We start from the raw sequence: 24,344 nt of genomic DNA on the forward strand, positions 1-24,344 counted from the left end.
GACCGTGCCGGGCACCGTTCCCTATGGAGCCGCGTCCCGAAACCTTACGGCCCCGGGACGCCAAAACGCACCGTCTGACTGTTAGTTGAGAAGGCTTCCTTGGAGTTCCTGGCGCAGATCCGGGGTAAGAACCGTGCCCGCACGGTCCACCAAAAGGGCCATCTCGTACCCAATCAGGCCGATGTCGGCCTCCGGGTGGGCCAGAACGGCCAAGGAGGACCCATCGGAAACGGACATGATGAACAGGAATCCCCGCTCCATCTCCACAACCGTCTGATTCACGCTGCCCCCCTCGAAGATCCGGGAGGCGCCTGCCGTCAGAGACGTCAGACCGGAGGCGACGGCCGCGAGCTGGTCGGCACGGTCGCGGGGGAAGCCTTCGGACATCGCCAGAAGGAGTCCGTCGGCGGAGACCACCACCGTGTGGGACACCCCCGGGGTGTTGTCCACGAAGTTGGTGATCAACCAGTTCAGGTTCTGTGCCGCCTGGCTCATCGGGCTCACACTAACGCTCCTGGTTGTAGGTGCTGTCAGGACCGAAGCCCTGGCCGTTCGTTTCACTGCCTGCGTTGCGTCCGCGCTGGACGCCCCTGCGCAGGTTGCTCAGCCTGCCCCGGACGTCCTCCGGGGCGCGGGAGACCTGTGGGCCCCCCTGAGGGGTGTTCTCGGCGGCTCCCTCGACCAGGTTGGCCTTGGGGACCCGCCTCGGCAGGCCGGAGGACGTGACCCCGCCCGCCTTGGGCTTGCGCAGCTGCGAGGCCTGCTGCCAGCGCTCGTCGTTCGCCGAACGCCAGCTGCTGTCACCGCCTGCCTCCGGAGCCGAGGCTCGCGGAGCCGCCGGAGCTGAAGTCGCGGCCGGAGCCTGCTGCACGGGAGCCGCGCCGTTCGGGCCGCCCGGACCGCCGGATCCCCGGCGGGGCAGCCCGGCGTCGGTCAGCCGGTGACCCCCGGAAGGGGCCGCTCCCGGACGGTCGAAGCCTACGCGGTTCCGCTCGTCCACGTCACCGGCCTGCGCCGATTCCGCTTCCGGAGCGTACTGGGCCGGATAACCGTTCTGGTAGCTGTCCTGCTGCTGGCCCTGCTGCGGCCAGTCGTCCTGGTAGGGCTGCTGCTCCCCGAACGCCGGGAACGACTCGGAGGCGGCGGCCTGGGCGGCCGCGGGCTCCTCCTGGGCCGGTTCCGGATACGCGGGCTCCGGGTAGCCGCCGCCGGTGGCGAAGGGGTCGGACGAGAACGTGTCGTTCCGCGGCAGGCCGCCGTTCGGCGCGTAGTACTGCTCGTCGTACGCGCCCTGCGACTGCTCCTGGTACTGCTGCCCGGACTCGAAGCCCGTGGGCTGCTCCTGGAGGCCCGTACCGCTGCTGTCGTAGCCCTGCCGGCCCCGGTCGAACTCGTCGACGTACGCCGGGATCTCCGCGGTCTCCTGAGGGTTCTGCGGGAACTGTCCGGGCTGTGCCTGGGCCTCCAGGGCCGCACGGCGCTCCTCGCGCAACAGGGAGCGGCCGACGGGGTCCAGGTCGCGGATGTCGTCGGGGACCTCCACGTAGCGGCTGTCGTCGAAGCCCAGCTCGGCCGCCGTACGCATCGGCTGGAGCTGCGGCTGCTGGCTGAAGTTCTCAGCCTGGAACTGCTGCTCCGGGATGATCTGCGAGACCGTGAACTCCTCGCGGTCCAGAGGCTGTTCGCCGCCACCACCGTGGGTGATGGCGTCCGGCAGCATGACCAGCGAGGTGGTGCCCGCCTGCTCGCCGGAGGGGCGCAGCTGGACCCGGATGCCGTGCCGGTCGGAGAGCCGGCCGACCACGAAGAGGCCCATGCGCTGGGAGATCGCGGCGTCCACGGTCGGCGGGTTGGCCAGCTTGTGGTTGATGTCCGCGAAGTCCTCGGCGGTGAGGCCGATGCCCTTGTCGTGGATCTCGATCATGATGCGGCCGTCGGGGAGACGGGTCGCGGTGACGCGGACCTTGGTCTGCGGGGAGGAGAACGTCGTCGCGTTCTCCAGCAGCTCGGCCAGCAGGTGCACGAGGTCGGTGACCGCGCGGCCGTGGATCTCGGCCTCCGGGACGCCGGAGAGCTCGATGCGCTCGTACTGCTCCACCTCGGAGGAGGCGGCGCGGAGCACGTCGACCAGCGGGACCGGCTGGTCCCAGCGGCGGCCGGGCTCCTCGCCGGCGAGGACCAGGAGGTTCTCGCCGTTGCGGCGCATACGGGTCGCGAGGTGGTCCAGACGGAAGAGGTTCTCCAGCTGGTCCGGGTCGGCCTCGTTGTTCTCCAGGTCGGTGATCAGGGTCAGCTGGCCCTCGATCAGCGACTGGTTGCGGCGCGACAGGTTGGTGAAGATCGCGTTGATGTTGCCCCGCAGCAGGGCCTGCTCGGCGGCGAGCCGGACGGCCTCGCGGTGGACCTGGTCGAAGGCGCGGGCGACTTCGCCGATCTCGTCGGTCGAGGTGATCGGGATCGGCGCCACCCGGGTGTCGACCCGGCCGGGGTCGGTGCGGGAGAGCTGGTCGACCAGCATCGGCAGGCGCTGCTCGGCGATGCCGAAGGCGGCGTTGCGCAGCTGGCGCATCGAGCGGGACATCTGGCGGGCCACCATGCCGGCCAGGATGAACGCCGCGAGCAGGGCGACCACGACCGCGGCACCGGTGATGAACGCGTCCGTCTTCGCGTTGTCGGCGATGTCGGAGGCCTCGCTCACCGCCTTGTCGGCCATGTCCGACTCGATCGTGCGGTAGGCCTGGTACTTGAGGGTGTTGACCGTCCACCAGTTCTCGGCGGTGACGCCCTGGGCGGCCAGTGCCTGGCGGGTGCTGGTGTCGGTGTCCTGCAGCGTCGCCAGCGCCGAGACCATCGCGTTGTCCTTGGACGGCGGGGCCACGTAGTTCGGGTCCTTGGCCTTGGCCTGCTGGACCAGTGCCGCGCCGTCGGACTTGATCTTCTTCTGGAGGTCGTTCAGCTTCTGCGCGTCCGCCTCGGTGCCACCACCGATGTACTCCTCGACGGCGATGCCCTCGAGATAGGCGTACGACGAGAGGGCGACCCGCTGGCTGGCCAGGTTGCCGGCGTCCGGGCCGGGCTTGATCAGCAGGTGCATGCCGATCGAGCGCTCCAGCGACAGGGCCGCCTTGGTGAGCGAGATGGCGTAGACGGTACGGCCGTAGGAGGTGATGTTTCCGGTACCCAGACCGAGCTCGTTGGCGAACTCCATCAGCGGGTGGGCGACCTGGGTGTACCCCTCTTCGGTCTGCACACCGGTGAGATTGGTGGTGTACGCCGCGGCACGCAGGGTCGTGAGTTTGGGCTCGGCCTCGCGGAACAGCTTCAGGCGGCGCTCCAGGCCGGACTTCTGCGGCATGTTCTGCGCGGCCGCGTCGAAGGCGTCGGCGGCCTTGTCGGTCGCCGCACGCGCCGCGGTGACGGTGGCCTTGTCCTTGTGCAGGAGCAGCGGCGCCGCGGTGGTGTCACGCTCGTTGTAGAGGGCGTCGGCGTAGCTGAGGGAGGCGCGGACCAGGCGCGCGGTGTTCTCCGCGTCCCGGGCCTCGTTCCAGGTGTCGATGGAGTTCTTCACCTGGAAGCCGCCCATGACCAGACCGACGACCACGGGTATGAGCAGAATCGCGTTCAGCCTGGTCGGCACTCGCCAGTTGCGCGGGGAGAAACGGCCGCCGCTCTTCGCGGGCGCGGCCGGTGGTTCCGCGGCTGGCACAGGGGTGGGCGCCGCAGCGCGCGGCGGCGGGGTGAAGTTGCCCCGTGCCGACGGCTCGGGACCGTTCTTGCTTCGCCTCACTCGACCAACAACCTCTCGGCGGCGGGCACCTATCGTCGTGCCGCAGTCTCTCAGAGCCCGGTGTGTCTCAGACCACTACTCAGTACGTCTTTGACTATTGGGCAGTTCAGGCATTCCAGCATGGGGGCCTACGCACTTCCAAACAGCGGAAAGCGATGGAGTGCGGTCTTGTAAGGCCCAGATAAAACGGTCATAAAGAGCGAGCCCCGCCAAAAGGCGGGGCTGTTGTGAGCGCAGCGGTACCGCGCGACCGCGACGCGTGGCGATACCGGTGGATTCCTCTGCCGAAACGTTATGAACACCGGAGCCGACCGTGTCAAAGGCCACAGTCGGCTCCGGTTTCCGTACGACAACTGCCGTACATGATGAACGACTTGGGTGCTATCGCAGCCGTGCCATGAGGGCGTGCTCCACCAGCGTGATCAGCGCGCTCTTGGCATCCGCGCGGTGCCGGGCGTCCGTGGTGATGATCGGCGCGTCCGGGCCGATCTGCAGCGCCTCGCGGACCTCTTCGGGCGTGTAGGGCTGGTGTCCGTCGAAGCCGTTGAGCGCTATGACGAACGGCAGACCGCTGTTCTCGAAGTAGTCCACCGCCGGGAAGCAGTCGGCGAGCCGGCGGGTGTCCACCAGGACGACGGCGCCGATGGCGCCGCGTACCAGGTCGTCCCACATGAACCAGAAGCGGTCCTGGCCCGGCGTGCCGAACAGGTACAGGATCAGGTCCTGGTCGAGCGTGATACGTCCGAAGTCCATGGCCACCGTGGTGGTGGTCTTGTCCCCGGTGTGGGTCAGGTCGTCGATGCCCGCCGAGGCGGACGTCATCACGGCCTCCGTGCGCAGCGGGTTGATCTCGGAGACCGCTCCCACGAACGTGGTCTTGCCGACGCCGAAGCCGCCCGCCACCACGATCTTCGCGGAGGTGGTGGCCCGACCTCCGTCAGAGCTTGCGAAGTCCACTGAGCACCCTTTCGAGCAGCGTCACGTCAGGTGCGCCACCGTTGTTCTCGTCGCCGCCCGGCTGGTGGATGGCGACCAGGCCGGCCTCGGCGAGGTCGGCCACCAGGATCCGGGCCACACCGAGCGGCATGGCGAGCAGCGCCGAGACCTCGGCGACCGACTTCACCTCACGGCACAGGTGGCAGATGCGCTGGTGCTCCGGGAGCAGCCCCATGAGCGCTGCCGGGTCGGCCGTCGTGCTGATCAGCGCCTCGATGGCGAGCTGATAGCGCGGCCGGGTCCGGCCGCCGGTCATCGCGTAAGGACGTACCAGCGGCTGGTCGCCCTCGTCCCCGTACGGCTCCGCGTACGGATCATGAGAGGCGGTGGGCGGGGTCATCGTTCCTCCGGGCGGGACAGCAAGTCGGTCAGTCGTGCCGTCGGACGTGGCCGGTGGGGGGATTGTGGCGGCCGGACGGTGATTTGGTGAGGCGGGTTGGATCCGGGCTGTCAGTGGAGCAGACTGCCTTGCAGTTCGGCGCGCAGGTCGGGCGTGAGCACCGCGCCCGCGCGGTCGACCAGGAGCGCCATCTCGTAGCCGACGAGGCCGATGTCGCACTCGGGGTGGGCCAGGACCGCGAGGGACGACCCGTCCGAGACGGACATCAGGAAAAGAAAGCCGCGCTCCATCTCGACGACCGTCTGTGCGACGTCGCCGCCCTCGAAGATCCGGGACGCCCCGGCCGTCAGCGAGGTGAGTCCGGACGCGACGGCCGCCAGCTGGTCGGCACGGTCACGGGGGAAGCCTTCGGACATCGCCAGAAGGAGACCGTCGGCGGACACGACGACGGTGTGGGACACCCCGGGGGTGTTGTCCACGAAGTTGGTGATCAACCAGTTCAGGTTCTGTGCCGCCTGGCTCATCGGACTCAACTAACGCTCCTGCTGGTGAGTGGGGCTCGGGAAGCTGCCGGTCTGCGGGCCGGTGCCGGCCTGCCGTCCCTGCGCGATACCCCGACGGAGATTGGTCAGCCGGCCGCGGACGTCATCAGGCGCACGCGAGACCTGCGGACCGGTGTGGTGCTGTTGCTGCTGAGCCGTGCCCGGGACGAGGTTCGCCCTGGGCACCCGGCGCGGCAGACCGGAGGTGGTGACACCGCCCGCCGCCGGCTGCCGTACACGCTCCGCCTGCCGGACGAGATCGTCGTTCGGGGAGGTGCGCCAGGCTGCCTGCGCGGGACGCTGGGGGGCCGCGGCGGCCGGGGCCGGCGGCTGGGCAGGAACGGGCGGGAGCGGCGCCGAGCCGTTTCCGTGGCCGTTGCTCTGCGGGTGCTGCTGTTCCTGCTGACCGCCGTGGAACCAGTTGGTCTCCAGCGTGTCGTACAGCGGGGTACGACCGTCACCGGGACCGCTGGCCGGCGGCAGCGCCTCGGGATCCTGACGGGCCGGCGGGACCGGCGGACGCTGTGCCGCGCCGAAGTCCATGCCGCGGCCGTTGGTCCCCGGACGCTCGAACTGGCCCGTGTTGTGCTGGCCGTTGCCGTGCTGGCCGTTGCCCGCGTAGCCGTTCTGGTGGCCGGGCAGGGAGTGCTGGCCGGTCGAGCCGTTGTCGTAGGACGGGGCGGCGAACTGGCCGGTGGAGCCGTTGTCGTAGCCCTGCGGGGCGGCGAACTGACCGGTGTTCTGGGAGCCGCCCTGCGGCCCGGCCTGCCTGCCGAAGACGTCGGAGCGGACGTACTGCCCCGAGTCCTGCTGGCCGTTCACGTTCGGACGCGGGAAGGACCCCGTGTCCTGCGGTCCGTTCGCGCCGGGGCGGGGGAACGAGCCGGTGTCCTGCTGGCCGTTCACGTTGGGGCGCGGGAAGGATCCCGTGTCCTGCGGTCCGTTCGCGCCGGGGCGCGGGAAGGAGCCGGTGTCCTGCTGGCCGTTCACGTTCGGACGGGGGAAGGATCCGGTGTCCTGCGGACCGTTCATGCCCGGGCGGGGGTACGAGCCGGTGGACGACGGCCCCTGCGGGATCGCCGGCATCTGCGAGGTGGCGCCCAGGTCCTGCCGGTCGTCGATGCGGGGCATCGGCGCGGTGTGGGCCGGGTCCTGCTCGTCGTGGCCGCGCGGGGTGTCCAGCGAGGCACGGGAGAGCGGCGGCTGGGCGTTGTCGTCGCTCCAGCTGGGCCTGCCCTGCTGCGGGTTGCCGCCGGGCAGCTCGGCCCGCGCGCCACCGCGCGGCGGCAGCTGGGGCTGACGGCCCTGGTCGGAGGGGGAGGCGGAGCGCTGCGGCGGGACCGGGCCCCGGTTGCCGAAGGCGTCCTGACCGCCGAAGGGGTCCTGCCGGCTGCCGAACGCGTCCTGGTCGCCGAAGGCACCGCCGCCGCCGTTGGGCCGGCCCTGCGGGGGAGCGGCCGGACCCTGCTGGCCGCGGGCACCGCCCGGCGCGCCGGGACGGCCGCCGTTCGGGCCCGCGCCGGGCAGCGCGGCCCGGGGACCCTGCCCCGCGCCGACCTGGCCGCGCGGAGCCGCACCGGCGCCGAGCAGTCCGCCGCCGGAGGGGCCACCGGAACCGAGGGCGCCACCGCGGGCACCGGCGGCACCGCCGCCGAGGGCCGGGGCGGGGGCACCCGCACCGAGCGAACCGCCCTGGCCGCCGCCACGCCGGGCCGCGGCCGCACCGGCCGCCGCCTGCGCGGCGGCCGGACCGCCGGACGACGCCGGGGCGCCGGGCTTGCCGGGAGCGGGCTTCTTGCCGCCCTGGGCGACGTCGACGGGAAGCATGACCAGCGCGGTCGTACCACCGGAGTCGGAGGGACGCAGCTGGATGCGGATGCCGTGGCGCTGGGACAGACGGCCGACCACGAACAGACCCATGCGGCGGGAGACCGAGACGTCCACGGTGGGCGGCGAGGCGAGCCGTTCGTTGATCGCCGCGAGGTCCTCGGGGGAGAGGCCGATGCCGGTGTCGTGGATCTCGATCAGGACGCGGCCGTCGGGCAGCGCGTGACCGGTGACCTTGACCTTGGTCTGCGGCGAGGAGAACGAGGTGGCGTTCTCCAGCAGCTCGGCGAGCAGGTGGACGAGGTCGTTGACCACACGGCCGGCCACTTCGGTGGTCGGTACGGCGGCCAGCTCGATGCGCTCGTACTGCTCCACCTCGGACGCGGCGGCGCGGAGCACGTCGACCAGCGGGACCGGGCGGGTCCAGCGGCGGCCGGGCTCTTCACCGGCGAGGACGAGGAGGTTCTCACCGTTACGGCGCATACGCGTCGCGAGGTGGTCGAGCTTGAAGAGGGAGGACAGCTGGTCCGGGTCGGCCTCGCGGGACTCCAGTTCGGAGATGAGCGAGAGCTGGCGCTGGATGAGGCCCTGGGAGCGGCGCGAGAGGTTGGTGAACATCGCGTTGACGTTGCCCCGCAGCAGGGCCTGCTCGGCGGCGAGTCGGACCGCCTCGCGGTGCACGTCGTCGAAGGCCGCGGCCACCTGGCCGATCTCGTCCCGGGAGTGCACACCGACCGACTCCACGGACGTGTCGACGTCCTGCGGGTCGGACTCGGACAGCTGCTTGACCAGCTCGGGCAGCCGGTCCTGGGCGACCTTGGTGGCGGTCTCCTGGAGGCGGCGCAGCGAGCGGATCATGGAGCGGGCCACGATGAAGGCGCCGACCAGCGACACGCCGAGGACGAGCAGGATCAGCGCACCGGAGATGATCGCTTCCTGCTCGGAGGAGGACCGCAGTTCGCGGGCCTTCTGCTCCATGTCCTCGAGCAGCGTGTGCTCGATCTTCTTCATCTGGTCGATCTTGGTCGAGCTGTCGTCCACCCAGTCGAGGTACGACCGCTTGGACAGCTCGTTCAGACCGTTCTGGGCGCCCAGCGCACGCTTGGCGTAGGTGTTGGCGGACTCGATCGTCGGGTTGTTCTCGTCGACCGGCTTGAGGAGCTCGGCCGCGTTGCCCGCGTAGATCTTCCGGAAGATCGTCAGTTCGGAGGTCTCGCTCTCCTGGGCCGACTCGCCGTACAGGCGGTCGTTCTCGGAGAGGTCGCCGAAGGTCGTGTTGTTGGCGGGCAGGGCCGCGGCGATGACCGCTCGCTGCACCGACGCGTACTCCTTGGCGGTGGAGAACGCCGCCAGGGCGCGGGTGCGCTGGATCATCTCCGGGTTGCTGGAGGCCTGCGCCATGTCCTGCGAGAGGTCGATCAGCTGGGTGATCAGCCGGTGGTAGGCCTCGACCGTCTGGGTCGAGTTCTCCTTCTGCTGATAGGCGTCCTTGCGGATCTTCGCCAGGTCGTCCAGCTGGCCGGCCAGACCGACGAGGCTGTCCCGGACGCCCTGGAGCTGACCGTTCTTGCTCGCGGTGTCGATTTCCTCGGAGGCGTTGAGGAAGTTGTCGCGGGCGCGGTCGGTCTTGTCCTCGTAGCCCTTGACCCCCGGGCTGGTGGGCGACTGGCCGTGCGCCAGCGGACCGGCCGACTGGTCGCGCTCCTCCTGGAGCGCGGCGGCCAGCTCGGTGGCCTGCTTGGTCATGTCGGTCAGCAGCTTGATGTTGTCGAGCTGCTGGATGCTGTCGAGCGACTGGTTGATGCGCACCGCGCCCAGCGAGGTCGCCGCCACCACGGGGAGCGCGAGCAGCGACACCAGGCGCGTGGAGATGCGCCAGTTGCGCAGGGCTATGCGCGATCCGGGGTTGGACGAGCCCTTGACGGGCTTGACCGCGGGCGTCGGTGGGGCGGTCGGCTGGGGGCCCGAAGATCCCGAGGACGCCGACACGGCGGGGCGCCCGGGGCGCTCACCACCGTCACCACCGCCGGCCGGGGCCGGGTTCTGGGCGTGCTGGGGCGAGGAACCGCGGTCGGTCCCGCCGTGCGCCTCCGGCTCTGCCGGAGCGCTGCCATCCCTCTTGAAACGTCCCTGCACTAGCGTCGCAACCTCTGGACCAGGCGCCCCTCCGCTGAACGGAGAGACACGGTGTCGGCGTTGATAAGGGGGAGCGCCCTGAATGCGCGCCCCCTGTTGGTCGTGAGTGTGACCGGCGCTGGTTCCCCCTGTCTCGCCGCCACCCGGCGCAGTGTTGCGCCCCCTGCGCGCCGGCTGGATCCCGCGGCGGTCCGTGGAATTCCAGCACAGTGCCGGATCTCCAACAAGGGCCGTGGACCGAGCTGTGACCTCCGTGACAGCGTGTGAGTGACACGTTACGAGATGTCGAAGTCGATCGCGTACATAACGGACGTATCCCTGCCAGTCGCAGGCGCGTCACACGTGTCCCAGTCGCCATGATCAGGAGCGGAATGACAGCTTCAGTTCGTCAATGTCCGTTTCGTTGCGGTGACTTGTGGGCCCGGAATGACCGTTTTGGCCTCGACTTCGTGAGCAAACTCACACGCCGATCGCCGCTACTTGGCGGCTTCCGCCGGGAATTCGATGTTTAGCCTGGCGCTTTACAAGAGGGAAGTTTCTGCCAACCGACACATGACGGGGTCCACGACAACCGTGAAGACGACGATGATGTTCCGCAACATAGCCAACCCCCGGCGTACCACCCTGGCCCACCTCAAGGACGCCGAGGAACTCCAGACCCCCGAACTCCCCGAGCACTCCCTCGACCTCCCGGCCCAGACCGCCAACCCGCGGCGCACCATCCTCATGGAGATCCCGGCCACGACCTCGGTGGCCGAGTAGCAGCTGGTACGGGGCACGGCCGCCGTTCACTCACTCACCCGGTCACCGGGCTGTTTTCACGGCGGCCACCCCTTGCCGCGTTAGCCTGGAGTGTCAGACTCCAGCCGGCTCAGTGAGGGGCGCAAGGATCCCGTGCGCATCGCCAGGTTCTCCATCGACGGGAACGTCGCCTTCGGCGCCGTCGAGGGCGACAAGCAGGACGAACTCGTCCTCGACATCATCAAGGGCATTCCGTTCACGGACTTCGAGCTCTCCGGCACGAAGGTCCCGCTGAACAAGGTACGGCTGCTCCCGCCGGTGCTCCCCAACAAGGTCGTCGCCTTCGGCCGCAACTACGCGGAGCACGCGAAGGAGCTGGGCAACGAGGTCCCGGACGCCCCCTTCGCCTTCTTCAAGCCGTCCACCTCGGTGATCGGCCCCGGCGACGAGATCCAGTACCCGCCGTTCTCCCAGGACCTCCACCACGAGGCCGAACTGGCCGTGGTCATCGGCCGCATGTGTCGCGAGGTCCCGCGCGAGCGCGTCCAGGACGTCATCTTCGGCTACACCTGCGCCAACGACGTCACCGCTCGTGACGTCCAGCGGCGCGAGAAGCAGTGGGCCCGGGCGAAGGGCTTCGACACCGCCTGCCCGCTCGGTCCCTGGGTGGAGACGGACCTGGACCTCGCCACCGCGTCCGACCTGACGATCCAGCTCACCGTCGACGGCGAACAGCGCCAGCTCGGCCGTACGAGCGAGATGATCCACTCCATCGCGGACCTGATCGTCAACATCACCGAGGCGATGACGCTGCTCCCCGGCGACGTGATCCTCACCGGCACCCCGGCAGGGGTCGGCCCCCTCAACGTCGGCGACGAGGTCGCCGTCACCATCGAAGGCATCGGCACTCTCACCAACAAGGTTGTCAAGCGTGGCTAGCGCACCCGACTCCGCCGTCCGAGTACGGTTCTGTCCCTCGCCCACCGGTAACCCCCATGTGGGCCTGGTCCGCACCGCCCTGTTCAACTGGGCGTTCGCCCGGCACCACCAGGGCACGCTCGTCTTCCGCATCGAGGACACCGACGCGGCCCGCGACTCCGAGGAGTCGTACGAGCAGCTGCTCGACGCGATGCGCTGGCTGGGCTTCGACTGGGACGAGGGCCCCGAGGTCGGCGGCCCGCACGCGCCGTACCGCCAGTCGCAGCGCATGGACATCTACACCGATGTCGCCCAGAAGCTGCTCGACGCCGGCCACGCCTACCGCTGCTACTGCTCCCAGGAGGAGCTGGACACCCGCCGCGAGGCCGCCCGCGCCGCCGGCAAGCCGTCCGGCTACGACGGCCACTGCCGCGACCTCACCGCCGAGCAGGTCGAGGAGTACAAGGCCCAGGGCCGCACCCCGATCGTCCGCTTCCGGATGCCCGACGAGACGATCACCTTCACGGACCTGGTCCGCGGCGAGCTGACCTTCACCCCGGAGAACGTCCCGGACTACGGCATCGTCCGCGCGAACGGCGCCCCGCTCTACACGCTGGTCAACCCGGTCGACGACGCCCTGATGGAGATCACCCACGTCCTGCGCGGCGAGGACCTGCTCTCCTCCACCCCGCGCCAGATCGCCCTCTACAAGGCGCTCATCGAGCTCGGCATCGCCCAGCAGATCCCGGCCTTCGGGCACCTCCCCTACGTCATGGGCGAGGGCAACAAGAAGCTCTCCAAGCGCGACCCGGAGTCCTCGCTCAACCTCTACCGCGAGCGCGGCTTCCTCCCCGAGGGCCTGCTGAACTACCTCTCGCTGCTCGGCTGGTCGTTCTCCGCGGACCAGGACATCTTCTCGATCGAGGAGATGGTGGCCGCCTTCGAGATCTCCGACGTGAACCCCAACCCGGCCCGCTTCGACCTGAAGAAGTGCGAGGCGATCAACGCCGACCACATCCGTCTGCTGGACGTGAAGGACTTCACGGAGCGCTGCGCCCCCTGGCTGAAGGCCCCCGTCGCCCCCTGGGCCCCGGCGGACTTCGACGAGTCCAAGTGGCACGCGATCGCCCCGCACGCCCAGACCCGTCTGAAGGTCCTGTCGGAGATCACCGACAACGTCGACTTCCTGTTCCTGCCCGAGCCGGTCTCCGACGAGGCCAGCTGGACGAAGGCGATGAAGGAGGGCAGCGACGCCCTTCTGGTCACGGCCCGCGAGAAGCTGGAGTCGGCCGACTGGACCTCTCCGGAGTCCCTGAAGGAGGCCGTCCTGGCCGCCGGCGAGGCCCACGGCCTCAAGCTCGGCAAGGCCCAGGCACCGGTCCGGGTGGCGGTCACCGGCCGCACGGTCGGCCTGCCGCTCTTCGAGTCCCTGGAGATCCTGGGCAAGGAGAAGACGCTGGCCAGGATCGACGCGGCGCTGGCGAGGCTCGCGGCGTAACACCCACGCATGCGTGAGGGGCGGCACCCGGTGTGTTCCGGGTGCCGCCCCTCACGCACGCGTGTCAGACGGCGTCGGCCTCGTCGATCAGGTACGTGAACTCGTCGAAGATCTCCAGGACGACGACGACCATGACGGCGCCCGCGACCATGTACTCCAGCATCACACCCGGAGCCACGTAAGCCCTGCGCAGGTGTTCGTCGGGTCCGAGCTGCGCGGTCGCCGCCTTGCGGAAGGGGTCCCGTGCCAGTATCCGCACGGCCTTGTCCAACTGGGCTCGACGCTCGCCGGGCAGACCGTCGTACGCCGCACGGGCCTCGACGGCGAACTGGACTCGGCGCTCGCTCATGTGTGTCAGTCTGTGAGGGTGATCAGAGCTGTGGTGTGGGACGTTGACGACACCCTCTTCGACTACACGAGTGCCGACCGCGAGGGCATGCGGGCGCACCTGGCGGCGGAGGGGCTGCTCGCGGGGTGGGAGAGCGCGGAGGCGGCGCTGGTGCGGTGGCGGGAGGTCACCGACGAGCAGTGGGCGCGGTTCTCGGCGGGCGAGGTCAGCTTCGAGGGACAGCGGCTGGACCGGGTACGGGTGTTCCTGGGCCGGGAGCTGACCGACGACGAGGCCGACGCCTGGTTCCGCCGGTACCGGACCTACTACGAGGCCGCCTGGACCCTTTTCCCGGACGTCCTGCCCGCCCTGGACGCGCTCGCGGACAGCCACCGACACGCCGTGCTCTCCAACTCCAGCCTCCACGTCCAGGACCACAAACTGCGCACGCTCGGTGTCCACGACCGTTTCGAGGCGATCCTCTGCGCCGCCGAACTGGGCGTCTCCAAGCCCGACGCCGGTGCCTTCCTCGCCGCCTGCGAGGCGCTGGAACTCGCCCCGCACCAGGTCGCGTACGTCGGCGACCACCCGGAGATCGACGGACGCGGTGCCGCGGACGCCGGACTGCTGTCCGTCTGGCTCGACCGGCACGGGGCCGGGAGCGCGCCGGCCGGCGGCCACCGGATCGGCTCCCTCGCCGAACTGCCCGCGATCCTCCGCGCCGATACCCGTTTTGGAGCCCCGTCCACCTTCAGGTAATGTTCTTCCTGCGCCGCCGGGGAGCGGGCCGAAAGGCCGGAACCGGAGGCGCGAAGCTAGAACAAGACCCCTTCAGGGGATTGCGTTCCAGTGGCCTATGGTGTAATTGGCAGCACGACTGATTCTGGTTCAGTTAGTCTTGGTTCGAGTCCAGGTAGGCCAGCTCGCAGAGCTCATCTGCACGCGCGGATCAGATCCGCAAGCCCCCGTTGTGTAGCGGCCTAGCACGCTGCCCTCTCAAGGCAGTAGCGCCGGTTCGAATCCGGTCGGGGGTACGGTGATCGAAGGATCGCTAGGGCCCCCGTTGTGTAGCGGCCTAGCACGCCGCCCTCTCAAGGCGGTAGCGCCGGTTCGAATCCGGTCGGGGGTACGAACTGGTCTAAACCATCATTGGTCTATGGTGTAATTGGCAGCACGACTGATTCTGGTTCAGTTAGTCTTGGTTCGAGTCCAGGTAGACCAGCTCGGATCTGCGGAAACGTAAGATCCACGCCCCCGTTGTGTAGCGGCCTAGCACGCCGCCCTCTCAAGGCGGTAGCGCCGGTTCGAATCCGGTCGGGGGTACAGAGAGAAGAACGAGGCCCCTCACTTCGGTGAGGGGCCTTCGCCGTACCGCCGTATGTCCTACGGCTCATTCGAAGCCGTAGCGGCGGGCCGTCTCCTCCTCCTGGGCCAGCCGGTGCAGCGCCTGGAGCATCGGCTCCACCAGGACCGCGCTGGCCACCGCGGCCTCCACCTTCTCCTCCTCCGACGGACGCGTCTCCAGGAAGTCCAGGTCGGTGATGGCCGCCTGGTGCATCAACTTCGCGTGTGACACGAGGAGTTCGGCATCCCAGTCGTAACCGAGCCGGCGGAACGCGGCCACCGCGACCACCAGCTGGCGGTACGCGGGGGAGATGGTCGTGAGCTGCTTGGCGTTCTCCCAGCCGAGGACGTCCAGCAGGGTCCCGACCTCCCGGTGCGCGCTCTGCACGAACTCGTCCTCCGCGTCCGGCTCGGGCACCTGCGGCAGCGCCCACAGCGCGGCGCCCACCCTGATCGTCCGCCCCAGCGAGCCGTCGTCGACATGCCCGAGCACCTCGCGGACCGTGGCGACGGGGATCCGCCCCACCTGGATCATCGCCCGCACCAGTCGCAGCCGTCGCAGATGCCCCTCGTCGTACTCGGCGGTGGTGGCATTGACCTGGCGGCCCGGCGGCAACAGCCCTTCGCGCAGGTAGTACTTGATCGTCGCGGCGGACACGCCGCTGCGCTCGCTCAGCTGGGCAAGCCGCATGTCTTGCGCCTCTCCTTGGTAAGTGCCACTATCCAAGCACTGACAAGAAGGATAGTGCTGCTATCCGACGAGGATCCGGGGGGTGTCGTCATGTTCGCGAAACCGATTCCGGGCCGGACGACCGCGGCGCGTGAGGGCGACGCGGTGGTCCTGCTGATCGGCATGCGCATCAACCACTTCTGGGCGGTCCACCAGTGGCTCCCGGTCGCGCTGTCGATGTTCCGCATGCTGCGGGAGCTCGAACGGGATCCCGGCCGGGGGCTGCTGGGGCGCATCCTGCTGACGGCTTCGCCACGGACGTACTACGTCGTCCAGTACTGGGAGTCGAAGGAGAAGCTGTACGCGTACGCGAGCTCGCCCGACCTGTTCCACCACAAGGTGTGGGGCGTCGTGAACCGCAAGGAGCGCGCGGGGAAGCTGCACGGGCACGTGGGGCTGTGGCACGAGGCGTACGTGGCGCCGGAGGGCTCGTACGAGTCGATCTACTTCGACATGCCGGAGTTCGGCCTGGGCGCGGCGAGCGGGGTGGTGCCGGTGGAGCGGCGGGGACGCTACGGGAAGGACCGGTTCGCGTATCGCTCCGGGTGAGTGCAGCGCCCCCGTCAGGGGCGCGGGGAACTGCGCGACCGGCCGCGACGGCGTCGCTGACTGCTGGCGGCCGGTGGTGGCACATGCTCCGCCGTGGGGGCTGCGGTCACTGGGCGGGTGCGGGCAGTGTGTGGCTGGCCGCGCAGTTCCCCGCGCCCCTAGGGGTTGCACTTCCGTCGGAAGAGGCCTGCCGCGGCGTTGAGGCGGGCCCCTTCTGGTAGGGAGCGTCAGCCGGTGCGGCGCAGTGCCTCGGAGAGGCGGCCCGCCGCGTCGATCACGGCCTGGGCGTGCATGCGACCAGGGTGGCGGGTCAGGCGCTCGATCGGGCCGGAGACGGAGACGGCCGCTACCACCCGGTTGGAAGGGCCGCGCACCGGCGCCGACACCGAGGCGACCCCCGGCTCGCGCTCGCCGATGGACTGGGCCCAGCCGCGGCGGCGGACACCCGACAGGGCCGTCGCCGTGAAGCGGGCGCCCTGGAGGCCGCGGTGCAGCCGCTCCGGCTCCTCCCAGGCCATCAGGATCTGCGCCGAGGACCCGGCCTTCATCGTGAGCGTCGAGCCGACCGGGACCGTGTCCCGCAGGCCGGACAGACGTTCCGCCGCGGCCACGCAGATCCGCATGTCCCCCTGGCGTCGATAGAGCTGCGCGCTCTCGCCGGTGATGTCCCTGAGGTGCGTGAGCACCGGGCCCGCCGTCGCGAGCAGGCGGTCCTCGCCGGCCGCCGCGGCCAGTTCCGCGAGTCGTGGGCCGAGAATGAAACGGCCCTGCATGTCGCGTGCCACCATGCGGTGGTGTTCCAGAGCCACGGCCAGCCGGTGGGCCGTGGGCCGTGCCAGTCCGGTGGCCCCGACCAGACCCGCGAGGGTGGCCGGACCGGACTCCAGAGCGCTCAGGACAAGGGCCGCCTTGTCCAGAACGCCGACGCCGCTACTGTTGTCCATGCAACGATACTCACGTCTCACTCTGTGAAACGCAAGTTCAATTTCCCGTGGAACGCGCCACCCTGGAATCACACAGTGGCCCGCAGACCAACGGGCCCGGCGGCGGACGCCCGGAACCACGACTTCAGGGGCCCGGAGAACGGGCAGCCGCTACCTCAAGATCTCTAGTTGGGCCGGTGCACGTCTGCCGGCCGGAGGGAAAGCGATGGGTAGGACACTCGCGGAGAAGGTCTGGGACGACCACGTCGTCCGGCGCGCCGAGGGCGAGCCCGACCTCCTCTTCATCGATCTGCACCTGCTGCACGAGGTGACCAGCCCGCAGGCCTTCGACGGCCTGCGTCAGAACGGCCGCCAGGTGCGCCGCCTCGACCTCACCATCGCGACCGAGGACCACAACACCCCCACCCTCGACATCGACAAGCCCATCGCGGACCCGGTCTCCCGGGCCCAGCTGGAGACGCTGCGCAAGAACTGCGCCGATTTCGGCGTCCGGCTGCACCCGCTGGGCGACGTCGAGCAGGGGGTCGTGCACGTGGTCGGCCCGCAGCTGGGTCTGACCCAGCCCGGCACGACCGTCGTCTGTGGTGACTCCCACACCTCCACGCACGGCGCCTTCGGCGCGCTCGCGTTCGGCATCGGCACCTCCCAGGTGGAGCACGTGCTGGCCACCCAGACGCTGCCGCTGGCCCGCCCGAAGACCATGGCCATCACGGTCGACGGCGAGCTGCCCGAGGGCGTCACCGCCAAGGACCTGATCCTGGCGATCATCGCCAAGATCGGTACCGGCGGCGGCCAGGGCTACATCCTGGAGTACCGCGGCTCCGCCATCGAGAAGCTCTCGATGGAGGCCCGCATGACCATCTGCAACATGTCGATCGAGGCCGGCGCCCGCGCGGGCATGATCGCCCCGGACGAGACCACCTTCGCGTACATCAAGGGCCGCGCCCACGCCCCCGAGGGCGCCGACTGGGACGCGGCGGTCGAGTACTGGAAGACCCTGAAGACGGACGACGACGCGGAATTCGACGCCGAGGTGCACATCGACGCCGCCGCCCTCTCGCCGTTCGTCACCTGGGGCACCAACCCCGGTCAGGGTGCGCCGCTTTCGGCACAGGTCCCCGACCCGGCTTCGTACGAAGACGCTTCGGAGCGCTTCGCCGCCGAAAAGGCCTTGGAGTACATGGGGTTGGAGGCCGGCCAGCTGCTGCGCTCCATCAAGGTGGACACCGTCTTCGTAGGCTCGTGCACCAACGGGCGCATCGAGGACCTGCGCGCCGCGGCCGCCATCGTCGAGGGCCGCAAAGTCGCCGACGGCGTACGGATGCTGGTCGTCCCCGGCTCCGCGCGGGTCGGTCTGCAGGCCGTCTCCGAGGGCCTGGACGTCGTCTTCAAGGACGCCGGTGCCGAATGGCGGCACGCGGGCTGCTCGATGTGCCTGGGCATGAACCCCGACCAGCTGGCACCGGGGGAGCGCTCCGCGTCCACCTCCAACCGCAACTTCGAGGGCCGGCAGGGCAAGGGCGGGCGTACCCACCTGGTGTCGCCGCAGGTCGCGGCCGCCACGGCCGTCCTGGGCCACCTGGCCTCGCCCGCCGACCTGTCCGACGCCGACGTTCGTACGCCCGCTGGAGTCTGATCAGCCATGGAAGCATTCACCACGCACACCGGCCGGGCCGTCCCGCTGCGCCGTTCCAACGTCGACACCGACCAGATCATCCCTGCTCACTGGCTCAAGAAGGTCACCAGGGACGGTTTCGAGGACGGGCTGTTCGAGGCCTGGCGGAAAGATCCCGAGTTCGTGCTCAACCGGCCCGAGCGGCAGGGGGCGACCGTCCTGGTCGCCGGCCCCGACTTCGGCACCGGTTCCTCCCGTGAGCACGCCGTCTGGGCGCTGCAGAACTACGGCTTCAAGACCGTCATCTCGTCCCGCTTCGCGGACATCTTCCGGGGCAACTCGCTGAAGAACGGCCTGCTCACGGTGGTTCTGGAGCAGAAGATCGTGGACGCGCTCCAGGAGCTCACCGAGAACGACCCGCAGGCCGAGATCACCGTCGACCTCGAGGCCCGTGAGGTGCGCGCCGAGGGCATCACCGCCTCCTTCGAGCTGGACGAGAACTCCCGCTGGCGGCTGCTGAACGGGCTGGACGACATCTCCATCACCCTCCGGAACGAGGCCGACATCGCCGAGTACGAGGCCAAGCGGCCCTCGTACAAGCCGCGGACGCTCCAGGCCTGATCCGGAGCCCGCTTCCGGCCTGATCGACCACATCTGAATACGGCTGGTTTCAGCCACCGCCACACCCCGCCTGTACCCCCGATCGCCACGATTGGGGGTACAGCCATGTCTGCACCCGAACGGACGCTCGCGTTGTCGCAGGTCTTGCCAACTTCCCACGTTAGGACGGATGTTGTGAGGGTACGTGAGTGCTGTGTCCGCGGCTTCCGCAAGTGCCCGGAAGGCCATTTGAGGCGGCAGTTGCCCCCTGCGCAGGCGACAACTCGCCCCAGATGGCACAATCTGTGCATGGAACACGACGGCCAACTCCAGCTCTATGCGGCGGTCGCGGACCAACTGAAGGAAGCGCACACAAGAGTGCGCGCACTGCAAGTCCCGGAGGGCGTACGGATGGCGCTGACCCGGAAGCTGCTGGTCATTACGGCCGCGGCCAAGCACGACCTGGCCGACGCGGCAAGACGGCTGGAACGGTTCAATACGGACCTCGACGGGGGCCGATTCCCCGAAGAGGAACGCTGACTGGACCGTCCTGGACGACCGAGTCCGTTGCGGCACAAGGGTGATAAGCCCGTTTCGTGTTTGATTTGCGGTATATATCTGCCTAACGTGCGAAAAAGCTTGAACACTTTCGTTCTGGCGATGTCTCCGAAGGGGAAGACGTGAACAAGGCGCAGCTCGTAGAAGCGATTGCCGACAAGATGGGCGGCCGCCAGCAGGCGGCCGAGGCTGTCGATGCGGTCCTGGACGCCATCGTCCGTGCGACCGTCGCGGGTGACCGGGTCTCGGTCACGGGCTTCGGGTCCTTCGAGAAGGTGGACCGCCCGGCGCGGTACGCGCGCAACCCCCAGACGGGCGAGCGGGTTCGGGTCAAGAAGACCTCCGTGCCGCGCTTCCGTGCCGGTCAGGGCTTCAAGGACCTGGTGAGCGGCTCGAAGAAGCTCCCGCGCGGCGGCGAGGTCGCGGTCAAGAAGGCGCCCAAGGGCAGCCTGACCGGCGGCGCTTCGGCGACGGTCAAGAAGGCGGCGGCGAAGAAGGTCACCGCCAAGAAGGCGACCGCGGCGGCCAAGAAGACCACCGCGAAGAAGACGACGGCGAAGAAGACCACGGCCGCCGCCGCGAAGAAGACCACGGCCAAGACCACCGCCAAGAAGACCACGGCCACGGCGAAGAAGACGGCCGCGAAGAAGGCTCCGGCCAAGAAGGTCACCGCCAAGAAGGCTCCGGCCAAGAAGTCGACGGCGCGGAAGGCCACCGCCAAGAAGACGGCTGCGCGCTAGGCAGCGGGGCCTCGGGGTACTCACGCGACGGGCCGGACTCCTGGGGGAGTCCGGCCCGCGGTGTGTTCGGCGTGTGCGCGCCCCTGGCTTCCTGCCTCAGAGTGTCTGCAAGGTCACCAGGGTGATCCGGAGGTCGGCTCCGGAGCCCTCGGTCTCGATCCGTACCCGCTGACCCGGCCTGAGCAGCCGCAAGCCGCCTGCCTGGAACGCGGCCCCGTCGAAGGGCACCGGGGTCCCGTCGTCCAGGAGCACCTGGCCGCTGCGGGTCTCGGGGTCGTACGTGTACGCGGTGGCCTGCATGACCGCAGCCTACTGGTCGGGGATCAACAGGCGCGCCGCCGCTGCCGCCGTGCGCGGGCCCACCCCCAGGGCCAGCGCCGTGCGCAGGTCCGCGCCGGTGTCCACGTCCTGCCGTACCGACTCCACGCCGGCCAGTCGCAGTTCCGCGGCGCCCGAGGCGGTGTGCCGGGCGCGGGAATCCGGGCCGAATGCGGGCGCCAATTCATTTCCGGGAGTCGCGGCCAGCAGGGTGGTGCCGATTGCCGCCGCGTCCGGGAGGAAAGCGCGCGGGAATTCCGCAGCCGCGTCGAGCACCCGGGACAATTCCAGCGGGCGGAGCGCCGGCAGATCGGCGTTCAGCGCGGCCACCGCGCTTTCCGGGCGCGATGCGCGCACGACCGCCGCGCCGTGCCGCAGAGCGGCGTTCAGGCCGCTTCCCGGCGTGTCCGGGACGATGCGCGCGCCCAGCGCCGAGAGTTCGCGCCCGGCCAGTGTGTCGTCCGTGACGACCGCCACATCCTTCACCGCCTGGCAGGCCAGCGCCGCGGCCACCGTGTCCTGGGCGAAAGCGAGGGCCAGTCCCGGACGCAAACCGTCCGTCGCGGTGTCCGCGAGCCTGCTCTTGGCTCGCGCCAGGGGCTTCAGGGGTATCACCAAGGTCCACTGCACCGACGTACCGTCCCTCCCTCGTTGCCTCATTGTCACCCGGGCCCCGGGGCAGGCGCGGCAGCGAGGCGTACGGTGTTCCTCGACAGACCGGCGGACCGGGGCGACACTTCTCCCGGCCCCCGGTCCGGGAGAAGAAGTCCCGGAGACCGGGAAGAAGTCCTAGAGGAAGGTGTGCGCGTGCCCCGCCGGAGAATCGGCTTCTGGTACCGCTTCGCTGCGGTGCTCTGCAAACCGCCGCTGGTGGTCCTGATCAAGCGGGACTGGCGCGGAATGGAGAACATTCCGGCCGAGGGCGGATTTATCACCGCGGTGAACCACAATTCCCACATCGACCCCTTCGCCTACGCGCACTATCAGTACAACACCGGGCGCGTTCCACGATTCCTGGCGAAGAGCGGTCTTTTCAAGAAGGGATTCGTCGGCGCCGCCATGCGGGGCACCGGCCAGATCCCCGTCTACCGCGAGTCCACCGACGCCCTCAGTGCCTTCCGGGCCGCGATCGACGCCGTGGAACGCGGCGAGTGCGTGGCTTTCTACCCTGAGGGAACGATCACCCGCGACCCGGACCAGTGGCCCATGACGGCCAAGACCGGCGCCGCCCGGGTGGCCCTGCAGACCAAGTGCCCGGTGATCCCGGTCGCCCAGTGGGGCGCCAACGAACTGCTGCCGCCGTACGCGAAGAAGCCCAGCCTGCTGCCCCGCAAGACCCACCACGTCCTGGCCGGTCCGCCCGTCGACCTCTCGCGCTTCTACGACAAGGACATGACCCAGGACGTCCTCAAGGAGGCGACCGAGGTCATCATGGCCGCCATCACCCGCCAGCTGGAGGAGATCCGGGGCGAGAAGGCCCCCGAGACCCCCTACGATCCACGCCAGGTGCGGATCGAGCAGCGGCGCCGGACGCGTGCGCAGAGCGGTCTGGAAGAGGAGAGCGGCAAGTGAGCAAGCCTGCCAAGGCGGCGGTCTTCAGCGCGGGTTCGTGGGGTACGGCCTTCGGGATGGTGCTCGCCGACGCCGGGTGCGACGTCACCCTGTGGGCGCGGCGGGCGGAGGTGGCCGAGGCCGTCAACTCCGGCCGTACCAACCCCGACTACCTGCCCGGCGTGGAACTCCCCGAGAACCTGCGGGCCACGACCGACCCCGCCGAGGCCGCGGACGGCGCCGACTTCACCGTCCTGTCGGTGCCGTCCCAGACCATGCGCGCCAACCTCGCCGACTGGGCGCCGCTGCTCGCGCCCGGCACCGTCCTGGTGTCCCTCATGAAGGGCATCGAACTCGGCACCACCATGCGGATGAGCCAGGTCATCGAGGACGTCGCCAAGGTCGGCCAGGACCGTATCGCGGTCGTCACCGGCCCCAACCTGGCCCGGGAGATCGCGGCCCGGATGCCGGCCGCCGCCGTGGTCGCCTGCACCGACGACACCGTCGCCCAGCGCCTCCAGGCCGCCTGCCACACGCCGTACTTCCGGCCGTACACCAACACCGACGTCATCGGCTGCGAACTCGGCGGCGCGGTCAAGAACGTCATCGGGCTCGCGGTCGGCATCGCCGACGGCATGGGGCTCGGCGACAACGCCAAGGGCTCGCTGATCACCCGCGGCCTCGCCGAGACCACCCGCCTCGGTGTCGCGCTCGGCGCCGACCCGCTGACCTTCGCCGGCCTCGCCGGTCTCGGCGACCTGGTGGCGACCTGTTCCTCGCCGCTGTCCCGCAACCACACCTTCGGCACCAACCTCGGCAAGGGCATGACGCTGGAGGAGACCATCGCGGTCACCCGGCAGACCGCCGAGGGCGTCAAGTCCTGCGAGTCCGTGGCGGATCTGGCCCGCCGGCACGGCGTGGAGATGCCGATCACCGAGACGGTGGTCGACATCGTGCACGAGGGCAAGCCGCCGGTGGTCGCCCTCAAGGAGCTCATGTCGCGCAGCGCGAAGCCCGAGCGACGCTGAGCGAACGCACCCGGGGGACGCTGTATCGGGGCTCTACCACCGGGTACTCTCATCGCGATATGAGCATCGAGAACCTCCCCCAAAGCCCTGAGCAGCCCGCTCGCAAGCCGCGTGTGGCCGTCGTGTTCGGCGGTCGCAGCTCCGAGCACGGGATCTCCATGGTCACCGCCGGAGCCGTCCTGAGCGCCATCGACCGGACGAAGTACGACGTCCTGCCGATCGGCATCACGAGGGAAGGCCGCTGGGTGCTCACGGCCGACGAGCCCGAACGCATGGCGATCAGCGACCGCCGTACGCCCGAGGTCGGCGACCTCGCCGAGTCGACCGAGGGCGGCGTGCTGCTCCCCGTCGACCCGGCCAACCGCGAGGTCGTCTACAGCGAGCCCGGTTCCGTGCCCAAGGCGCTCGGCGAGGTCGACGTCGTCTTCCCGATGCTGCACGGCCCCTACGGCGAGGACGGCACCCTGCAGGGCCTCCTGGAGCTCTCCGGCGTCCCCTACGTCGGCTCCGGCGTGCTCGCCTCGGCCGTCGGCCAGGACAAGGAGTACATGAAGCGGGTGTTCACCTCGTTCGGGCTCAAGGTCGGCCCGTACCTGGTGATCCGGCCCCGCGAGTGGAAGCAGGACGAGTCCGCGGCCCGCAAGCGGATCGTCGACTTCGCCGGCGAGCACGGCTGGCCGCTGTTCGTGAAGCCCGCGCGGGCCGGCTCGTCGATCGGCATCACCAAGGTCGACGACCTCTCCGGTCTGGACGAGGCGATCGCCACCGCCCAGGCCCACGACCCGAAGATCCTGGTCGAGGCGGCGCTGCGCGGCCGTGAGATCGAGGTCGGCGTCCTGGAGTTCGAGGACGGCCCGCGCGCCTCGGTCCCGGCCGAGATCCCGCCGGCCGACACGCACGCGTACTACGACTTCGAGGCCAAGTACATCGACTCCACCCCCGGCATCGTCCCGGCCCCGCTGACGCCCGAGGAGACCGCCGAGATCCAGGCGCTCGCGGTGGACGCCTTCGAGGCCGCGTCCTGCGAGGGTTTGGTCCGCGCGGACTTCTTCCTCACCGAGGACGGCGATTTCGTGATCAACGAGATCAACACGATGCCCGGCTTCACCCCGATCTCGATGTACCCGCAGATGTGGCAGGCGACGGGCGTCAGCTACCCGGATCTCATCGACCGCCTGGTGCAGGCGGCACTTCACAGGTCGACGGGACTGCGGTAGGCCTCAGGGGCGGGGGCCGGTCCGACTCGCGGCTGCC

The 24,344-nt window shown here is 69.7% G+C and carries 23 protein-coding genes and 5 tRNA genes; 17 read left to right on the forward strand and 11 right to left on the reverse strand.

The window, feature by feature from the left end; translation table 11 throughout:
• Window positions 1–81: 81 nt before the first annotated feature.
• The 6 genes from ABZ642_RS18715 to ABZ642_RS18740 form a co-directional block, all read right to left on the reverse strand.
• The gene (locus ABZ642_RS18715; protein ID WP_093825739.1) at window positions 82–495 is read right to left on the reverse strand and encodes a roadblock/LC7 domain-containing protein; all 414 of its coding nucleotides are present in this window, start codon (window positions 493–495) and stop codon (window positions 82–84) included.
• Between the two features lie 10 nt (window positions 496–505).
• Window positions 506–3,787, reverse strand: coding sequence for a nitrate- and nitrite sensing domain-containing protein (locus tag ABZ642_RS18720; protein WP_360484730.1), 3,282 nt, complete (start codon window positions 3,785–3,787; stop codon window positions 506–508).
• Window positions 3,788–4,168: 381 nt separating this feature from the next.
• Window positions 4,169–4,744 carry an ATP/GTP-binding protein gene (locus tag ABZ642_RS18725; protein ID WP_046729249.1) on the reverse strand — a complete coding sequence of 192 codons (576 nt, stop codon included), beginning with the start codon at window positions 4,742–4,744 and terminating at the stop codon, window positions 4,169–4,171.
• On the reverse strand, window positions 4,725–5,342 hold the full coding sequence (locus ABZ642_RS18730; protein WP_360484734.1) for a DUF742 domain-containing protein: 618 nt from the start codon (window positions 5,340–5,342) through the stop codon (window positions 4,725–4,727). Before ABZ642_RS18730 ends, ABZ642_RS18725 begins: the two co-directional genes overlap by 20 nt.
• Window positions 5,234–5,647 (reverse strand): roadblock/LC7 domain-containing protein, encoded by a 414-nt coding sequence (locus ABZ642_RS18735; protein WP_005479910.1) that lies wholly within the window; start codon window positions 5,645–5,647, stop codon window positions 5,234–5,236. Before ABZ642_RS18735 ends, ABZ642_RS18730 begins: the two co-directional genes overlap by 109 nt.
• Window positions 5,648–5,656: 9 nt before the next feature.
• The gene (locus tag ABZ642_RS18740; RefSeq protein WP_360484737.1) at window positions 5,657–9,628 is read right to left on the reverse strand and encodes a nitrate- and nitrite sensing domain-containing protein; all 3,972 of its coding nucleotides are present in this window, start codon (window positions 9,626–9,628) and stop codon (window positions 5,657–5,659) included.
• Window positions 9,629–10,201: 573 nt separating this feature from the next.
• Between ABZ642_RS18740 and ABZ642_RS18745 the strand changes: the two genes are divergently transcribed.
• From ABZ642_RS18745 to gltX, 3 genes are all read left to right on the forward strand, one after another.
• Window positions 10,202–10,390, forward strand: a complete 189-nt coding sequence (locus ABZ642_RS18745; protein ID WP_351705292.1) for a hypothetical protein — start codon at window positions 10,202–10,204, stop codon at window positions 10,388–10,390.
• Between the two features lie 132 nt (window positions 10,391–10,522).
• Window positions 10,523–11,308 carry a fumarylacetoacetate hydrolase family protein gene (locus tag ABZ642_RS18750; protein WP_360484740.1) on the forward strand — a complete coding sequence of 262 codons (786 nt, stop codon included), beginning with the start codon at window positions 10,523–10,525 and terminating at the stop codon, window positions 11,306–11,308.
• On the forward strand, window positions 11,301–12,785 hold the full coding sequence (gene gltX / locus ABZ642_RS18755; RefSeq protein WP_360484742.1) for a glutamate--tRNA ligase: 1,485 nt from the start codon (window positions 11,301–11,303) through the stop codon (window positions 12,783–12,785). Before ABZ642_RS18750 ends, gltX begins: the two co-directional genes overlap by 8 nt.
• A 64-nt stretch (window positions 12,786–12,849) precedes the next feature.
• Here the strand turns inward: gltX and ABZ642_RS18760 are convergent, their stop codons facing one another.
• Entirely contained in the window at window positions 12,850–13,134 is a 285-nt protein-coding gene (locus ABZ642_RS18760) for a hypothetical protein (protein WP_360484745.1), read from the reverse strand.
• 18 nt (window positions 13,135–13,152) lie between these two features.
• Between ABZ642_RS18760 and ABZ642_RS18765 the strand changes: the two genes are divergently transcribed.
• From ABZ642_RS18765 to ABZ642_RS18790, 6 genes are all read left to right on the forward strand, one after another.
• Complete coding sequence (locus ABZ642_RS18765) at window positions 13,153–13,872, forward strand: HAD family hydrolase (protein WP_360484748.1); 720 nt, start codon at window positions 13,153–13,155, stop codon at window positions 13,870–13,872.
• Between the two features lie 91 nt (window positions 13,873–13,963).
• Window positions 13,964–14,035 (forward strand) — tRNA-Gln (locus ABZ642_RS18770).
• Window positions 14,036–14,074: 39 nt separating this feature from the next.
• Window positions 14,075–14,147: transfer RNA gene (locus ABZ642_RS18775), tRNA-Glu, on the forward strand.
• A gap of 22 nt (window positions 14,148–14,169) precedes the next feature.
• Window positions 14,170–14,242: transfer RNA gene (locus tag ABZ642_RS18780), tRNA-Glu, on the forward strand.
• 21 nt (window positions 14,243–14,263) lie between these two features.
• Window positions 14,264–14,335, forward strand: a tRNA-Gln gene (locus ABZ642_RS18785).
• Window positions 14,336–14,363: 28 nt separating this feature from the next.
• A tRNA-Glu gene (locus ABZ642_RS18790) sits at window positions 14,364–14,436 on the forward strand.
• 67 nt (window positions 14,437–14,503) lie between these two features.
• Here ABZ642_RS18790 and ABZ642_RS18795 read toward each other — a convergent pair.
• Window positions 14,504–15,148: a MerR family transcriptional regulator gene (locus tag ABZ642_RS18795; RefSeq protein ID WP_360484751.1), complete on the reverse strand. Its 645-nt coding sequence runs from the start codon at window positions 15,146–15,148 to the stop codon at window positions 14,504–14,506.
• A gap of 90 nt (window positions 15,149–15,238) precedes the next feature.
• Here ABZ642_RS18795 and ABZ642_RS18800 point away from each other — a divergent pair, with 90 nt between their 5' ends.
• Complete coding sequence (locus ABZ642_RS18800; RefSeq protein ID WP_360484754.1) at window positions 15,239–15,736, forward strand: DUF4188 domain-containing protein; 498 nt, start codon at window positions 15,239–15,241, stop codon at window positions 15,734–15,736.
• A gap of 227 nt (window positions 15,737–15,963) precedes the next feature.
• Here the strand turns inward: ABZ642_RS18800 and ndgR are convergent, their stop codons facing one another.
• Window positions 15,964–16,680, reverse strand: coding sequence for an IclR family transcriptional regulator NdgR (gene ndgR / locus ABZ642_RS18805; protein WP_003993203.1), 717 nt, complete (start codon window positions 16,678–16,680; stop codon window positions 15,964–15,966).
• A 205-nt stretch (window positions 16,681–16,885) separates the two neighbouring features.
• On the opposite strand from ndgR, the gene leuC reads away from it, so the two are divergent.
• From leuC to ABZ642_RS18825, 4 genes are all read left to right on the forward strand, one after another.
• Window positions 16,886–18,316 (forward strand): 3-isopropylmalate dehydratase large subunit, encoded by a 1,431-nt coding sequence (gene leuC, locus ABZ642_RS18810; RefSeq protein ID WP_360484757.1) that lies wholly within the window; start codon window positions 16,886–16,888, stop codon window positions 18,314–18,316.
• A gap of 6 nt (window positions 18,317–18,322) precedes the next feature.
• Window positions 18,323–18,916: a 3-isopropylmalate dehydratase small subunit gene (gene leuD, locus ABZ642_RS18815; RefSeq protein ID WP_360484760.1), complete on the forward strand. Its 594-nt coding sequence runs from the start codon at window positions 18,323–18,325 to the stop codon at window positions 18,914–18,916.
• Between the two features lie 288 nt (window positions 18,917–19,204).
• On the forward strand, window positions 19,205–19,435 hold the full coding sequence (locus ABZ642_RS18820) for a hypothetical protein (RefSeq protein WP_360484763.1): 231 nt from the start codon (window positions 19,205–19,207) through the stop codon (window positions 19,433–19,435).
• 140 nt (window positions 19,436–19,575) lie between these two features.
• A complete protein-coding gene (locus ABZ642_RS18825; RefSeq protein ID WP_360484765.1) occupies window positions 19,576–20,193 on the forward strand; it encodes an HU family DNA-binding protein in 618 nt (205 codons plus the stop codon).
• Between the two features lie 96 nt (window positions 20,194–20,289).
• On the opposite strand, the gene ABZ642_RS18830 is transcribed toward ABZ642_RS18825, so the two are convergent.
• Both ABZ642_RS18830 and cofC read right to left on the reverse strand, forming a co-directional pair.
• The gene (locus ABZ642_RS18830) at window positions 20,290–20,493 is read right to left on the reverse strand and encodes a hypothetical protein (protein WP_360484768.1); all 204 of its coding nucleotides are present in this window, start codon (window positions 20,491–20,493) and stop codon (window positions 20,290–20,292) included.
• A gap of 9 nt (window positions 20,494–20,502) precedes the next feature.
• A complete protein-coding gene (cofC, locus tag ABZ642_RS18835) occupies window positions 20,503–21,141 on the reverse strand; it encodes a 2-phospho-L-lactate guanylyltransferase (RefSeq protein ID WP_360484771.1) in 639 nt (212 codons plus the stop codon).
• Window positions 21,142–21,318: 177 nt separating this feature from the next.
• Here cofC and ABZ642_RS18840 point away from each other — a divergent pair, with 177 nt between their 5' ends.
• The 3 genes from ABZ642_RS18840 to ABZ642_RS18850 are packed head-to-tail and all read left to right on the forward strand — an operon-like array spanning window position 21,319 to window position 24,307.
• Window positions 21,319–22,083 (forward strand): 1-acyl-sn-glycerol-3-phosphate acyltransferase, encoded by a 765-nt coding sequence (locus tag ABZ642_RS18840; protein WP_360484774.1) that lies wholly within the window; start codon window positions 21,319–21,321, stop codon window positions 22,081–22,083.
• Window positions 22,080–23,090 (forward strand): NAD(P)H-dependent glycerol-3-phosphate dehydrogenase, encoded by a 1,011-nt coding sequence (locus ABZ642_RS18845; protein WP_360484777.1) that lies wholly within the window; start codon window positions 22,080–22,082, stop codon window positions 23,088–23,090. The genes ABZ642_RS18840 and ABZ642_RS18845 overlap by 4 nt, the downstream gene beginning before the upstream one ends.
• Window positions 23,091–23,149: 59 nt before the next feature.
• The gene (locus tag ABZ642_RS18850; RefSeq protein ID WP_360484780.1) at window positions 23,150–24,307 is read left to right on the forward strand and encodes a D-alanine--D-alanine ligase family protein; all 1,158 of its coding nucleotides are present in this window, start codon (window positions 23,150–23,152) and stop codon (window positions 24,305–24,307) included.
• The last annotated feature ends 37 nt before the right edge of the window (window positions 24,308–24,344 follow it).

This window comes from Streptomyces sp. NPDC007157 (assembly GCF_040634235.1).
In the GTDB taxonomy this organism is placed as follows: domain Bacteria; phylum Actinomycetota; class Actinomycetes; order Streptomycetales; family Streptomycetaceae; genus Streptomyces.